The organism is Acinetobacter sp. P8-3-8 (genome assembly GCF_000214135.1).
Classification (GTDB): domain Bacteria; phylum Pseudomonadota; class Gammaproteobacteria; order Pseudomonadales; family Moraxellaceae; genus Acinetobacter.
In genome coordinates, this window is the sequence record NZ_AFIE01000061.1 from 1 (window position 1) to 15,737 (window position 15,737).

Consider the following 15,737-nt stretch of genomic DNA (forward strand, 5'->3'; position numbering starts at 1 on the left):
TCTCAGTAGTCCCCCTCTTTTTTAAAGAGGGGTTAGGGGAGATTCTTAAATGAGTAACTACTGAATTACTCTTAACTGACTAGCATTAACTCGTTTGAGTGGCTTTTTATATATCCAGATTCAACAACAAGTATTAAACAATATGCTCTACAGCACCCTGAGGAATAGCACTCAACAAACGTTTGGTGTACTCATGTTTTGGTGCTCTATACAATTCATCTGAATTTTCAATTTCGACAATATCACCATGATTCATTACCATAATTTGATCTGAAATATATTTAACAACAGACAAATCATGTGAAATAAAGATGTAGCTTAAGCCAAACTCATCTTGTAAATCTTGAAGTAAATTCAAAACTTGCGCTTGTACAGATACATCTAAAGCAGAAACAGATTCATCACAAATCAAAATTTCTGGCTTCAATGTTAGACAACGTGCAATTGCAATACGTTGACGTTGCCCACCTGAAAACTCATGCGGATAACGATCAAAAGCTTGAGCAGGTAAACTCACACGCCCTAATAATTCAAGCGCCATTTTTTTACGTTCTGCATCATTCGCTCCAATGTGATGAACTTGCATTGGCTCCATCAGAATTTGTCCCACAGTAAATCGTGGATTCAAAGATGCATATGGATTTTGGAAAATGATTTGAATCTTACGTTGATATTGTGCAAATTCTTTTTCAGACATTGCTAAAATATCTTTACCTTCGAATAGTGCTTTTCCACCCGTAGACTCTTGCAAACGCATCAACAATAAACCAATCGTGGTTTTACCTGAACCAGACTCTCCTACTAAACCTAAAGTTTTACCCTTAGCTAGTTTAAAAGAAGCACCTTTTACTGCTTTAAACTCATCTTTTCCAAACAGCCCTTTACGGCTATAAAAAGACTTTTTGAGATCTTGAACCTCAAGAATGATCTCTTCATTACCAACTAAACCACGACTACGTTCAGCACGATTCGCATCAGATAAACTCAGCGCCTCTATCAATTGGTCGCCTTCTTGCTTCATAAAATCACTGATCATCGGCAAACGAAATGGACGATGTGACAGTTGTGGGCGACACATTAACAATGCTTTGGTATAAGCATCTTTAGGATGCTCCAAAACATCTTGGGCTAAGCCTTGTTCACGGATTTCACCATGACGCATGACGATCACTTCATCAGCGATTTCACTGACTAAAGCTAAATCATGAGTAATGAATAACATCGACATTTGACGGCGCTTACGCAAATCTTCAAGTAAATCTAAAATTTGCTTTTGAATAGTCACGTCTAGTGCTGTTGTCGGTTCATCTGCAATCAATAGCTTAGGTTCACAAGCAATCGCCATTGCAATCATGACACGCTGCTGTTGACCACCCGAAAGCTGACTCGGATAGGCATCAATCTTGGTTTCAGGTGAAGGAATACCCACTTCTTTCAGTAATTCTAAAGCACGTTGTCTTGCTTGCTTACGACTCATATTGAGGTGTAAACGTAGAATTTCTGCGATTTGATCACCAACTGTAAAAACAGGATTCAATGAAGACATTGGCTCCTGAAAAATCATGGCAATTTCTTTACCACACATTTCTCGCATCTTTTTAGGCGGTAAACTCAATAAGTCTATTCCTTCAAAAATGATTTTACTTTTTTCAGCAATTCGAGATTGCCCTACAGGTAACAAGCCCATTGTTGCAAGTGAAGTCACCGATTTACCACTACCAGACTCACCTACCAGTGCGACGGTGGTATTCGGCGGAATATCAAAAGAAATACCCTTCACTGTTTCAACAAATTGCTTATTTTCACCTTTAAAGCTAACACTTAAATTTTCTACACGAAGCAGCGCAGAAGTTGTAGTTTGCTGTTCTGACATCCTTACGCTCCTTATTTAAGTTTAGGGTCTAATGCATCACGTAATGCATCAGTAAACATTGAAAATGCAGTAACCAAAATCGCCATAGCGACTGAAGCTGCAACCAATTGCCACCATTTTCCTAAAATCAATTCACTTTGTGCTTCGTTCAACATACTTCCCCATGACACCACGCCTACAGGAACACCAAAACCTAAGAAGCTTAGAATGACTTCAGACTTAATGAATGCCACGACTAGAATCGACATTTGTACGAGAGCAATATGGCTTACATTTGGGAAAATATGTACAAACATACGACGGTAATGACTCACCCCAATTGCTTTGGCAGCGAGGACATATTCACGAGAAGTATGCTTCATATATTCAGCACGGACTAAACGAAATACCCCTGTCCATCCCGTTAATCCAAGAATCAGAACAATGGAGAGAATACCTTTTTGTTGTAACACCGCAGCAATTGCCAAAACCAACAATAAATAGGGTATCGAAGTAAAAATGTTATAGAACCAGTTCAGAACATCATCGACCCAACCACCAAAGTAACCTGCAATTGCACCTAGAATCGTACCAATCACCACAGCCACCAAAGCTGAAATCACACCAACAATAATCGAGGTTTCAGCACCTTTAATGGTTTTAAGCAGAACATCTTGTCCCCATTTGTCTGCACCAAAAGGCAAGGTTTGTTTTAATTCAGTTTGCTGATCTAATAAATGTCCACCCAACTGCTGATCAATTGCTTTCATATCATCAGCTAAAGGATCTTGAACACCATAATAATCAATCACGCCACCTGAACTTTGTTCAGTCGCAATTTGCGTATTCAACTCTTTGATCACATCTTTTAAAGGATCGACAGGATTTTCAGGTAATGCTTCAACAACTGCTGCTTTTTTAGCAGTATCCGTTGTACTTTGCTCTGCACCCATAAAAGTCGGCGGCGCATAGCTTACAGCAACCTCTTTATTCCAGTTTGATGCAATTAGTCCAGACATCGATAAAACGAGCATCACGAAATAACACAGCACAACAAATAGCGAAACCATCGCAATACGATCCGCTTTTAAGCGGCGCATCGCCAATCGCCATAATCCAGGAGAAGCTGAATGATCTTGAGCTTCAGCTTTGCTTTTTAATAAAGTTCCAAGCATGGCTCACCTACTTCAACTGTACACGTGGATCAATCACTTTATAAATCAAGTCAGCGATCAAGTTAAAAATCATGGTTGCAGCAGCAACATAAACCGTAATGGCTTTAATCACTGGAAAATCACTACGCTCTACCGCAATAATGACTTCTCGCCCAATACCTGGAATACCAAAGAAACGTTCAATCAAAAATGCACCAATTAACAATGCAGGCAAACTTGCCATCACATCTGTCACAATTGGAATTGAAGCATTACGTAATACATGGATGCCAAGAATACGACTTTCACCTACACCTTTGGCACGAGCAGTACGCACATAGTCTTGATTAACTTCATCCAAAACAAAGCTACGATATAAACGCAAAGTCGGCGCAATACTCACCACCAACATGATGAGAATAGGCAATAATGAGTATTTAAAAAGGTTTTCACTCAGGCTATCACTCCAGCCTTGCACTGGGAACCAACCAAGCTTGTAAGCCAAACCATATTGGAAAACAATGATATAAACCAAAATACTGATCGACATACCAATGGTACAAAGCATCATTACCATACGGTCAGTCAAAGAACCACGAACCGCTGCAACTGCTAAAGCAAGTACAATTGAAACCACTGTTTGTAAAATAACCAATGGAATCAAAATGGTAAGTGAAGGCCCTAAACGAGTCAGGATAATGTCCGATACAGACTCTCCCGTACTCCAACTAAACCCATAATCAAAAGTGACAATTTGCTTAATAAATATCCATAACTGCACATAATAAGGCTGATCCACACCCAATTGTTGACGAATATTTTCAATCTGTTCTGGATTCGCCATTTTCCCTGCAAGGATATACGCTGGATCGCCACCGACCCAGTTAAACAGGAAGAAGATGAGCAGAACGACACCCAGCATCGTGGGTATCATTTGCCAAATACGGCGTATGATATATGCCAACATAGTATTAATTCCTTTTAATCACGTTGACCAGTAATTTCGTCAAAGAAGGCTTTGTTATCAGGCTCACGTCCTAAGAAGTCCACCACCAATTGTGATGCTTTTTTCTGACCGCCTTGAGATAAAATCGTTTGACGATAGCGTTGCCCTACTTCTGGATTATTCAAATTATTTCCAAATGCCGACAACATATCTAAAGCCATCACCTCAGACCACATATAACCATAATAACCGACTTGGTAACCGCCCATAATGTGCCCAAACTGACCTGGGAATTCTGTGGTTGGTACATAACCTAAAGCTGTAGCGCCTTCGAGTTTTTTCCACACATCTAAAGGCTGAGTTTTTAGTGCATCTGCTGTATGCAAAGCCATATCAAATTGTGCATATAAAGTTTGACGCGAATAGAACAGACCACGGCCATAATTATTCACGGCTTTTAATTTCTTAATCAGCTCATCATCAATACGTGGGCAAGCAGGTTTACAATAATCTGCCAATGTAGATAAGCTTTCTTTACGACGTGCCCATTCTTCATACATTTGAGAAGGTGCTTCAACAAAATCACGCTCTACCGCAGTACCAGATTGTGATGCATAACGAGTATTCGACAAGATACCATGTAAAGCATGACCAAACTCATGTACAAAAGTTTCTAACTCATCGCTGTTTAAACCTTTGCGATTGAAGTTAGTAACAAGTGCTGAAATTGGCTTACGTTGAGTCAGAGTACTTCCCCCTTTTACCCCCCAAACTGCAGCATGACCATATTTCCCTTCACGAGGGAATTTGTCCATATACAGTCCGCCAAGCAACTCACCTGTTTTCTTATCAGTCACATCGTAATATTCAACTTCATCTTGCCAAACATCCACTTTCGCAGGTTTAAACTCAATACCGTACAAGTTAGATGAGATTGCAAATAACCAATCTTGAGAAGCTTGCGTTGGGAAATATTCACGCATTTTTTCTTGATCAATTTTATATTTGGCTTGGCGTAATTTCTCGCTCCAATAGCCCTCATTCCAACGATCAATTTCAGCTTTTTCTACAGGAATCTTTAAAGTTTCAGCTTTAAACTGACGTAATTCTTGTACTTCTTTACGTTCCAATGGTGCAACAGTATTGTGGACTTCATTTAAGAATTTATTCACAGTTGCAGGGTTTTTCGCCATACGGTTTTTAAGCGCCCAATCTGCATAGCTTGCTTGACCGAATAGTTGTGCAAGCTCATAACGCAAATCCATAGCTTGTTTTAATAAAACCAAATTCTTTTCTGTACCACGACGGGTATAGGCAATTTGATAGCGTTTACGCGCATCATCATTATCCGCCAATTCCATAAAAGGACGATACTCTGGCGAATCGAAACCGAGTAAGTAATTGCCCTTTTCATTTTTCTTTAAAGCAGCAATATAACTTTCAGGTAAACCCTTTAACTCAGCAGGTGTAAATTCTAATTTTTCAGGATTGTCACGAATATTACGTGCGTATTCTTGTTGAATCTTAGTGAGTTCATCTAGGATGACTTTTAAACGTGCTTGTTTTTTTGCAGGAAGCTGTACACCCGTATCTTCAAAGCCGTCTAAAATATCTTGACGATATTTTGCATCAATATCATTGCTGGTTTTGATTTTCTTAATTTGCTGATAAAGCTTTGAATTTTGATAAACTTCAGTTTGGAATTGGCTAATTTTAACTTCACAATCTTCAGCAGCTTTACGCAAATCTACACTTGGATCAACATTGCTAGCTAAATTGATTGGGCCGTAAAAATCTTCAAACTCAGCAAAAATCTGATCCCATTTGGCTAAAATTGGCCCTGCCTCAGCATTATTTTTTAATTTAAATTTTTCAAAATCTGTCAGCTTATTTTTAGTCTTGGCAATGGTCGCATCACACTGAGCAGGAATATCTTTGGCTTGAAACTTAGGTAAAGTGCTACGTTCAGTCTCTGCAAATGCAACTTGCCCGAGCCCCATGGTCAGCATACACAGCGTTGTCAGTTTAAATGCTTGAGTTTTCATATTTTCTCCAATTTTCAATTTATTCATTTTTCTACATCATTCATTTTCATTACTTTTTAATGTCGAAATACATCCATTCTGAAGGAATAATTGGATGCTTCTTGAATCCTATGACACGTGGTTGAGCGAGTGCATTTCTATAACGTGTCGATTCCATTTGAACTGGCATATAAACTTCTAAAATACGTGCCATTTTCCGATAGAGCGCATCACGTTCAGGTCCTGGATTCATTTTCTGAGTCTGTTCGTATAAACGGTCGAACTCAGGAATAGCCATACATCCATTATTGGTGGCATGAATATTTTTGCTGTAGAACAACTGCATAAAGTTATCAGCATCGGGATAATCAGCAATCCAAGCTGAGGCTTTAAACATGGTTTTACATTGCTTTTCGGCTTTTAAAGCTTCAGCAAACGGCATCGACTTGGTGGTCATTTTAATTTTGATGCTGTCCAAAGCTTTTTTCCAAAACTCTGCACCTTGCTGACTCTTTAATGTATTACCTGACAATGTCATTTCAATCACAAGGGGTTTACCATTCGGCAGCGTCCGCCAACCATCAGCACCGACTTTATAGTGATAACGGTCTAACAGTAAATTTGCGGCTTTGACTGAATAAGGAATACTGGTTTTATAGTTCGGGTCATGCCCCACAATGCCATAAGGAATTGGATATTGCAGTTTTTGTGCATCACCTTTTAACAAAATTTTAATTTGATTATCTGGTGAATACGCCATTGCCATTGCACGACGCAAAGCAATTTTATCTTTGGTCAAGCCACCAACCACAGGGTTTTGCATATTCCAATAGTGATAATCAATAGAAGGATCAACAATACGAGAGAGTTGTACACCCTTTTTAACTAATTCAGGCTTTAACTTGCCATCCTGAATTGCTTGCACAGTAAGCTCACCATCCAAAACAAAAAGATCTGTTTCATCCTTACTGAACGATAACCAACGAGATTGACCTTCTTCCATCACCTGAATATCGACAACGCCAATTTGAGGCATTTTTTTGCCTTTCATCGCATTGACGATTTTCTGATCTTCAGGTGAAGAGGCTTTGAAATCCCAAATATAGCCACGGAAATCTGGATTTGCTTTGAGAATAATACGTGAACCCGGCGTCCATTTAGAAAGCACATAAGGCCCTGTACCGACTGGGTTTGCCATCGCAAAGCCTGCTTTATCTCGATAATGTTCAATCACTTCTCTTGCCACTGCACCTGCGGGTTGATGCGCCAATAACATTGGGAAGTTTTGATCAGGTTGCTTTAGCTTAATCACCAAAGTATAGCGATCAGGTGCATATAAACCTTCAACGGGCATATCGTAATTGAACTTGCCAGTTTTTTTGGTTTGTGCAAGAACTTTATCCATGCCTACAATTTTGTCATCAAACAACCAACTGTTTGGTGAACGTAAAGATGGATCAAGCAAACGTTTATAAGAATAAACATAATCTTGTGCGGTTAACTCACGTGGTTTGCCTTTAAATACAGGATCTTTAGCAAAATAAATTCCTTTTTGCACTTTAAAGGTATAGGTCAAACCATCACTACTGACTTCTGGCATAGCAACCGCAGTACGAGTCACTAATTTTGCAGGATTAGCTAAATAATCGTAGGTATATAAACCTTCAAAAATAGAGTTATGTACATGTGCAGAGTATAAATCGTGCGTTCCAGCTGGATCGAAACCCGTTTCAGCCACAGGAAAAACATAACGCAAAACTTTATTTGGATCGGCTGGACTTTTCGCAAATACATTCATCGTGCCAGTGAGAAACATACTCCCCAATAAAACACTCACCCCGATTTGCTTCAATTTCCGATTAAGATTGTCCTTCATCATTTTCATCAACTTAAATATGGTTATTTTTTGATAGGCTGTACATCAAGATATTGCCATGTGGTATTCATCATTGGATGGGCTTTATAGCCTTGCACTTGAGGATGGATTAACCAGTTTCGAACACGCGTCGTATGCACAATCCATGGATTGTCTGCTTCAATTTGACGGTTCATTTGCTCATAGAAAGGAACACGTTTTTCAGGTAATAAGACCATTGCTTTGTCATAAAGTGAATCATAGGCTTTAGACTCATAACAGCTTAAATTACCACGTGCAGAATTTGGTCCATAAAGCAATTGTGCAAAGTTTTCACCTTCAGGATAATCTGCAATCCATGCACCGCCCCACATCATATATTTACATTGCATCGCTTCTTTCATGTTGTCGGCAAAGTTGCTGACTTTAAACTCAGCACGTACACCAATTGCATCTAAATTTTTCTTCCAAAGCTCTGAATGAATGACTGAACTTGAACTATTTTCTGTATTGTATCTAAGCGTTAAAGGCTGACCATTGGGCAAAGTACGATAACCATCTTTGCCTTTTTTATAACCAAAACGATCGAGTAATTTATTGGCAAGTAATGGGTTATAACCCACGCTGCTTCTATATTTTGGATTATTGCCTTGTACACCCTCTGGAATAAACATTTCAGCCTTAACCGCTTGTCCTTTGTAAAGCTGTTTTATAGCTTCTGTTTGGTTATACGACATACTAATCGCACGGCGTAAAGCAATTTTATCTAAACTAAAACCACCCACAATAGGATCTTTCATATTGAACATGGTGTAGGTGATTTCAGCATCCTTATTTGGAAAATGTTGAATACCCAGTTGTTGTAATTCAGGTTTCAGTTTATTTCCGTTTAATGCTTGCGGAACGGCATTTGAAGTCAGTTTATCAAAATCCAATTGCCCAGATTTAAAAGCCAACCAACGAGATTGTTCTTCCTCAATAATACTGACTGTAACCTTCCCGACTTGAGGCATTTTCTTGCCTGACATGTCTTTGACTAGCTTGTTATCCCAAGCTGTACCCGTTGATTTGAAATTCCACACAAAACCACGGTATTCAGGATTGGCGACCAATTCAATTTTACTACGAGGCACATATTTACTCAGTTGATACGGCCCTGTGCCTACTGGATGTTGTCCAACACGATCACCATAAAATTCAACGACTTCTCTTGCCGTTCCACTAAAAGCAACATAGGCGAGAATGTATTGAAAATTATAATCTGGACGAGTCAATGTAAATTGCAAGGTATAACGATCTAACGCTTTTAATCCTGCGATCGGTGCATCGTAATCAAACTTTCCTGTTCTTTTTGCATTTGCAACCGCTTGGTCCATACCAACGATTTTTCCATCAATAAAATTAAATGCAGGTGAACGGTTTTTGGGATCGCTAATACGTTGTATTGAATAGATATAATCTTGAGCAGTAAGTTCTCTGGCTTTACCCTTAAAAGCAGGATCAGCAGAATAATAAATACCTGGGCGAATTTTAAAGGTATACACCTTACCTTCTTGTTCAATTTTTGGCATGGCTTGAGCAGTATTTGGAACCAAGACCACAGGACGTGCAAGATAATCGTATTTTAATAACGGCTCAAAGATGACCTCAGCAATATTGCCACTATAAAAATTATAGGTTTTCACCATATCAAAACCATCATCTGGCGCTTCAAATGCCAAATTTAATACTTTATCTGGCTGAGCTGGTGACTTTGCAATGGCCACTCCCCCACAACTTATTGCACAACCCATCAGTGCAACTTGCAAAAACTTGAGTTCCAAATTTATACCTACATTTTTATAAAATAAGATTATGTTTTGACAGAACTTTTTACTGTGTTTGTCATCCTGTACTTCACTGATTTTAGCACTGCCTTACAACGCTAAATTAACCATAGTGAAAAATTGGACAACAGAACAGTGTTAAATGTAAAGCGAATTTCATGCCACCACTCCTAGTCCGGGCTTAATTTAGGTTCTTTTTACCGTAAAAATATCTACGATAATTCTCTATTTATCATGTATCGACATCCTATCGACTTCTACAATCATTACCTAAATATTAAATTCAGATAACTAATATCAGAACAGCTCATAATGCACAATTAAAATGCACTGCTGAGTCAAAATTGCTCATTTATTTTATCAAAGACTATATTTTTATACACAATCAATTGATTATAAATAATTTATAAATACAATATAACTTATAACAATAGGTTATATGTTGTATAAAATATATTAAATTCGTCCATTTATGAATCAAAATTGTGCTAAAAACCAATCAAATGATCACTTTTTAATCAAACCTTAATAATCCCTTAACATTTTTTTAAATGAATTCCAAATATTTTTTCATACTATAAAGTCACGATCGAATAATGATATTCAATACTAATAACGTAAATTTTTATCAATATATTGTATATTTTTAAAACTTATAATTATATAGTTGGCACTTGAATTGCTAGAAGGCAATGCAGCAATATCGCTAAGTACAACAAAAAAGGATGTTTCAAAATATGAAAATGAACAACGCTGTTCTTTCTTTGGGATCGCCAACGATTGGTAAATCGTTACTTAAATTAAGCGCGCTTAGTTTAAGTATGATGTGTCTATCGCTAGCTCACGCTGCGGAAGCAGAAGAAACAACTCAACCAACAAAAGTTGCAAAAGTAACTGTAACGGGGTCATCAATTAAAGGGGTTGCAGCTCAAAGTGCTTCACCGATTACTATTCTTAAAGGTGAGGATTTAGCGAAGCAAGGTATTACAACTGTCGAAGAGGCACTCACCAAAGTCAGTGCTAACCAAGCAGGTTTCACAACGTCTCAAAACGTGGGGGCAAGTAATACTGAAGGTTCATCTGCTAACCTACGTGCACTCGGTACTGATAAAACATTAGTTTTATTAAACGGCCGCCGTTTAGCGTATAGCCCTTTCAGTACATCAACCACCAACCTCAATATCATTCCGATGGCAATGGTAGAGCGTGTTGAAATTTTACGTGATGGTGCATCTGCTGTTTATGGTGCGGATGCGATTGCTGGGGTAATCAACTTTATCACCAAGAAATCTTTTGAAGGCTTAAGCATCAGTGCAGGCGCTCTTCAACCTGAAGAATCTGGCGGTGATCAACAAGATGTCTCTATCTTTGGTGGTTATGGTGATCTAGATGAACAAGGTTTCAATGTCTACGGTGTCGTCGATTATCGTAGAACCAACAACATCATGGCAAAAGACCGTAAAATCAGCCGTCGTGGTGGTGTTCTTCCAGAACTTGGCCTAGATGCAAGTTCTGCAAATGGCTTCCCTGCAAACTTTTACGATCCTAATGGTGGCCCATTAGGTAAAGATGGCAAACCTACTGGTCTTCTTGCCAATCCTTATGGAGATGCCAATTGTAATAACACTACAAATGTCGTTGCAGATGGTGGATTGTGTTACTTAAATACTCAAGCACTGATTGGTATTACCCCTAAAACTGAAACTGTTTCTGCTTTAGGTCGTGGTACATTCAAACTGTCTGATACGTTCAATCTTGTTGGTGAATATATTTTCTCACGCAATAAAGTAACAACTTCAATTGCACCAGATGTTTATAGCCGTTCTGTATCACTTCCATCTTCAAGCCAATACTACCCTGGTCAAGGAATCACACCAGGAGTGGATGGTATTAGCGGTCAACCAATTCAACTATATCTTCGTTCTCAAGCGGGTAACCGTATGAGTGAAACCACTACTGACTCACACCGTGTTTTTGCGGGTGTTGAGGGTGAAGCATACGGTTGGGATATGAATGGTGGCTTGACTTATGCTCAAAGTGAAGCAACAGATAGTTTTGTAGGTGGTTATCTAAACCGCTCAAACCTTCAAGCAGCGCTTAATGATGGTTCAATTAACCCATTTGGTGCTTCAGCTGATTCAAATCTTTGGAAGTCTTTTGAGGTTAATGGCGATACCAATAAAGGTAAACTAAAATCAACAACTGCTGATTTTACCGTATCTCGCCCTATTTATACCCTTCCAGCGGGTGAAGTTGGTTTTGCGTTTGGTGGGAGCTTCACTAAACAAGAATGGGATCAAAAAATCAATGCTTCAATTGTCAGCCAAGTCCCAAGTAGTGGTGTAGATCCAAACAAACCAATTAGTAAAGGTGATCGTGATATCTCAGCGCTATTTACTGAGTTCCACATTCCAATTTTGGCGAATTTAGAAGCTCAACTTGCTGCACGTTACGATGATTACAGTGACTTTGGTGATACATTTAACCCGAAAATTGCGTTCCGTTGGGAACCTATGAAAGAGTTAATGTTCCGTACTTCTTATAGTACTGGTTTCCGTGCACCAAGCTTATATGACATCAACGCGCCACAGAGTGAAACTTATACAGGTGCTAGATATGACGATCCTGTGCTTTGCCCAGGCGGGAAAGCAACAGATCCTAAATTTCAAACTGAATGTAATGTTCAATTCAAACGTATGCAAGGTGGTTCACCTGACTTACAACCTGAAGAATCAACCTCTTATACAGCAGGTTTTGTACTTGAACCAATCAAAAACCTAGTCTTTACTGCTGATTATTACAACATCAAAGTAGACAACCTGATTTCAACAATCAGCGATGCAATGATTTTTGATGATCCAACTAAATATGCTGATCGTTTTATTCGTGATGCAGATGGTCGTATTAAGTATGTAAACACGACATTAGTGAATATGGGTGGTATTAAAACTCAAGGTGTAGATTTGAGCTTAAATTACCTGACTCCGACAACTGCAACTGGTCGTTTCGGCTTTGGTATCGATGGTACCTACATCATGAAGTATGATCGCCAAGATGAAAAAGGTGGTAAATGGGAAGGTATTGTTGGTACTTATGATGACCCAGCGATTGTTCGTTGGAAACACGTTGCAAATATCAATTGGAGTTATGAAAACTGGAAAATGGTTTTTGAACAACAATTTACACGTGGTTATAAAGACCAAAATACTATCGGTGATGAGAAGTATGACAATCATCGTGTAAGTGATTACACCTTATATAACATCTCTGGTACTTATAGCGGATTCAAAAACCTAGAGCTTACTGGCGGTATCAAAAACATTTTTGACGAAGATCCATCTGCATCTAACGTAACGGATAATTTCCAATACGGCTATGATCCTCGTTATACAGATCCAGTGGGACGTGCGTATTTCGTAAGAGGCACATACAAGTTCTAAATGGGAGTTTTGCAAACATTGCCTAAGCTTTTTAGGTGATGTTTGCAAGATGTAATACTTCACATTAGCCAAACAACAAAATTGAAATAGCAATTTTTTATATAGTCACACTTTTACTATTGATTGTTTGTCTCTCATTTCAGGAGTAACAATGGGCACGAATTTTTCAGATTTAGAAAATAACTCTGCCAAACGCCTGATTGGTATTGGAGTAGTAATATTACTGCATCTAATCGTTCTCTATGGGTTAATCACAGGTTTAGCTAAAAATGGTGAAAAACCAGTAGAACAGCCTGTTGAGTTACTCATTATTCAGGACAAAAAACCAGATCCACCGAAACCAAAACCAATTGAAAAACCACCTGAGCCACCAAAGCTTGTCGATAAAGTATTGCAAACACCTGATCCAAAACCTGTGGTAAAACCAACGGAAAAAGTTCAGACAACACCAACTCCTACTCAGAATCCAACGCCATCTCCGAGTCCAAATCCATCTCCGAGTCCAAATCCATCACCAACACCTAAACCTGAACCTACACCAGCACCCAAACCAACTGGTGAAACACGTGGTGTAGCTGGCGGTGAAGCAGGCTGTAAAAAACCTGATTACCCTCGCGATGCTTTACAAAATGAGGAACAAGGTGAAGTACTGATCTCGGTTTATGTAGGTACGGACGGTAAGGTTAAAGAAGCTAAAGTTAAAAAATCTAGCGGTGCAAAATCTCTCGATAAAGCTGCATCCAAAGCATTTAGCTTATGTACTTTTAAACCTGCAATGAAAAATGGTGAACCTCAAGAATCTTGGTATGACATTCCTTATGAATTTGTACTGAATTAATGAATTGCATAAAAAATTTTGGAGATTATGAATGAATAAAATGATGAAACCTGCTCAACTATTTGCTTCAGCAACAATTTTAGCTGCGAGTACATTACTCCCAATTCAGTCAGCATTTGCTGAAGAATCAGCTGCACCAGCAGCGACTGCACCAGCAGCGGCGACAAATAGTGAAATACATACGCCACCACCAAAACCTGCGGCAGCACCTACGCATAACCCTTATGGTTTGGAAGCATTGTGGCGTGAAGGCGACATCGTTGCAAAATCTACCCTCTTCATTTTGGTGTTAATGTCGATTGGTACTTGGTACATCATGGTGACTAAGTTTATCCAACAAGCAAAAATTAAACGCCAAGGCAAACAAGCAGAAGCAAAATTCTGGGAAGCGGCTTCAATTGACACTGCTGCTGAAACACTAGATGAAGAAAGTGCATACCGTTTCATCGCTGAAAAAGGCATTAACTCAACGAAGAAACATGGCGGAAACTTACTAGAGCGTATTGATTTCAACACTTGGGTAACGATTTCTATTCAACGTGCGATTGATAAAATCCAAAGCCATTTAAGCGGTGGTTTAGCATTCTTAGCAACAGTTGGTTCAACTGCACCATTCGTTGGATTATTCGGTACCGTTTGGGGTATTTACCATGCATTAACTGCAATTGGTATTTCAGGTCAAGCATCTATCGATAAAGTTGCAGGTCCTGTAGGTGAAGCACTGATTATGACTGCAATCGGTCTTGCTGTAGCAGTTCCAGCGGTACTGGGTTATAACTGGTTAACGCGTCGTAACAAAGCTGTATTAGATAATGTTCGTACCTTCGGTTCTGATTTACACACTGTTTTATTAAGTGGTGAGATCAAAAGCGATAGCACTAAAAATAACGAAATTAAATAAGTGAGGCATCAGCCATGGGAATGATGATCAATTCAGATGGTGACGAAGATGATGTAATTGCAGCCATTAATACCACACCATTGGTTGATATTATGTTGGTATTGCTGATTATCTTTTTAATTACAGTGCCTGTTGCGATTCATACAGTTCCAGTCAAATTACCTGAGGAAAAGAACGTTCCTTATGTAACCAAGCCAATCAATATTCAAATTGCTGTGAATAAGGCTGGAGATATTTTTTGGAATGAAAAATATATCGCAGATAAAAGTACACTGATCACTCGTTTGCAGGCCGAAGCGCAAAAACGCCCACAGCCAGAAGTTCATATTCGTGGAGATCAAGTCACTAAATATGAAGCGATTGATGAGGTCATCAGTGCGACACAACAGGCTGGGATTGCCAAGATTGCATTTGTCACCACACCTGTTGCGGCACCATAATCGAATAGAAGGAACAACTTATGGGTATGAATGTAGGTTCCAATAAAGACGATGATGATGTGATGTTAGACGTCAATATGACCCCTCTTATTGACGTGATGTTGGTATTGTTGATCATGTTTATTATCACAATACCAATTCCGAATAACTCCATTAATATTGATTTACCTAACGGAGCACCACCACCAACCAGTGAGAAGCCACCTGAACCCATTACATTACGTATTGATGCGCAAGGTAAACTCTTTTGGAATGGTCAACCTGTTGAAAATAAACAAGCTTTAGAAGTTTTATTTGCAGGTGTTGCGCAGAAATCTGATCAAGATCAGATTAAAGTACAACCTGACAAAATGTCTGAATATAAAGATGTTGCAATGGTCATGGCCGCTGCTCAACGCTTAAATGTTAAAAAGATTGGTATTTCAGCCAATGGCAGTTGATAAGCAATAAGTAAAAAAAGC

At 38.9% G+C, this 15,737-nt stretch carries 11 protein-coding genes; 5 read left to right on the top strand and 6 right to left on the bottom strand.

Annotation, left to right across the window (positions count from 1 at the left end):
* Positions 1-133: 133 nt before the first annotated feature.
* From GGG_RS0116585 to GGG_RS0116610, 6 genes are read right to left on the bottom strand one after another with little or no spacing between them, the layout of a single operon-like run.
* On the bottom strand, positions 134-1,873 hold the full coding sequence (locus GGG_RS0116585) for an ABC transporter ATP-binding protein (protein WP_010116885.1): 1,740 nt from the start codon (positions 1,871-1,873) through the stop codon (positions 134-136).
* 11 nt (positions 1,874-1,884) lie between these two features.
* Positions 1,885-3,027, bottom strand: coding sequence for an ABC transporter permease (locus tag GGG_RS0116590; RefSeq protein ID WP_010116886.1), 1,143 nt, complete (start codon positions 3,025-3,027; stop codon positions 1,885-1,887).
* A gap of 7 nt (positions 3,028-3,034) precedes the next feature.
* Positions 3,035-3,973 (bottom strand): ABC transporter permease, encoded by a 939-nt coding sequence (locus GGG_RS0116595; RefSeq protein WP_010116887.1) that lies wholly within the window; start codon positions 3,971-3,973, stop codon positions 3,035-3,037.
* 14 nt (positions 3,974-3,987) lie between these two features.
* Complete coding sequence (locus tag GGG_RS0116600; protein ID WP_010116888.1) at positions 3,988-6,024, bottom strand: M3 family metallopeptidase; 2,037 nt, start codon at positions 6,022-6,024, stop codon at positions 3,988-3,990.
* Between the two features lie 22 nt (positions 6,025-6,046).
* A complete protein-coding gene (locus GGG_RS0116605; protein WP_029574652.1) occupies positions 6,047-7,852 on the bottom strand; it encodes an ABC transporter substrate-binding protein in 1,806 nt (601 codons plus the stop codon).
* A gap of 23 nt (positions 7,853-7,875) precedes the next feature.
* A complete protein-coding gene (locus GGG_RS0116610; protein WP_029574653.1) occupies positions 7,876-9,660 on the bottom strand; it encodes an ABC transporter substrate-binding protein in 1,785 nt (594 codons plus the stop codon).
* A 734-nt stretch (positions 9,661-10,394) separates the two neighbouring features.
* Here GGG_RS0116610 and GGG_RS0116615 point away from each other — a divergent pair.
* The 5 genes from GGG_RS0116615 to GGG_RS0116635 all read left to right on the top strand — a co-directional run bounded on the left by GGG_RS0116615 (position 10,395) and on the right by GGG_RS0116635 (position 15,716).
* Positions 10,395-13,097 carry a TonB-dependent receptor gene (locus GGG_RS0116615; RefSeq protein ID WP_010116892.1) on the top strand — a complete coding sequence of 901 codons (2,703 nt, stop codon included), beginning with the start codon at positions 10,395-10,397 and terminating at the stop codon, positions 13,095-13,097.
* 151 nt (positions 13,098-13,248) lie between these two features.
* Positions 13,249-13,935 carry an energy transducer TonB gene (locus GGG_RS0116620; RefSeq protein WP_010116894.1) on the top strand — a complete coding sequence of 229 codons (687 nt, stop codon included), beginning with the start codon at positions 13,249-13,251 and terminating at the stop codon, positions 13,933-13,935.
* Positions 13,936-13,966: 31 nt separating this feature from the next.
* Complete coding sequence (locus GGG_RS0116625) at positions 13,967-14,836, top strand: MotA/TolQ/ExbB proton channel family protein (protein WP_010116896.1); 870 nt, start codon at positions 13,967-13,969, stop codon at positions 14,834-14,836.
* Between the two features lie 14 nt (positions 14,837-14,850).
* On the top strand, positions 14,851-15,276 hold the full coding sequence (locus GGG_RS0116630; RefSeq protein WP_010116898.1) for a biopolymer transporter ExbD: 426 nt from the start codon (positions 14,851-14,853) through the stop codon (positions 15,274-15,276).
* 20 nt (positions 15,277-15,296) lie between these two features.
* Entirely contained in the window at positions 15,297-15,716 is a 420-nt protein-coding gene (locus GGG_RS0116635) for a biopolymer transporter ExbD (protein WP_010116900.1), read from the top strand.
* Positions 15,717-15,737 lie beyond the last annotated feature (21 nt).

Bases quoted from the DNA above. Each gene is read 5' to 3' on its own strand.
- GGG_RS0116620 (WP_010116894.1), top strand. From the start codon at position 13,249: ATGGGCACGAATTTTTCAGATTTAGAAAATAACTCTGCCAAACGCCTG.
- GGG_RS0116595 (WP_010116887.1), bottom strand. From the start codon at position 3,973: ATGTTGGCATATATCATACGCCGTATTTGGCAAATGATACCCACGATG.
- GGG_RS0116630 (WP_010116898.1), top strand. From the start codon at position 14,851: ATGGGAATGATGATCAATTCAGATGGTGACGAAGATGATGTAATTGCA.
- GGG_RS0116625 (WP_010116896.1), top strand. From the start codon at position 13,967: ATGAATAAAATGATGAAACCTGCTCAACTATTTGCTTCAGCAACAATT.
- GGG_RS0116600 (WP_010116888.1), bottom strand. From the start codon at position 6,024: ATGAATAAATTGAAAATTGGAGAAAATATGAAAACTCAAGCATTTAAA.
- GGG_RS0116605 (WP_029574652.1), bottom strand. From the start codon at position 7,852: ATGAAGGACAATCTTAATCGGAAATTGAAGCAAATCGGGGTGAGTGTT.
- GGG_RS0116615 (WP_010116892.1), top strand. From the start codon at position 10,395: ATGAAAATGAACAACGCTGTTCTTTCTTTGGGATCGCCAACGATTGGT.
- GGG_RS0116585 (WP_010116885.1), bottom strand. From the start codon at position 1,873: ATGTCAGAACAGCAAACTACAACTTCTGCGCTGCTTCGTGTAGAAAAT.
- GGG_RS0116590 (WP_010116886.1), bottom strand. From the start codon at position 3,027: ATGCTTGGAACTTTATTAAAAAGCAAAGCTGAAGCTCAAGATCATTCA.
- GGG_RS0116635 (WP_010116900.1), top strand. From the start codon at position 15,297: ATGGGTATGAATGTAGGTTCCAATAAAGACGATGATGATGTGATGTTA.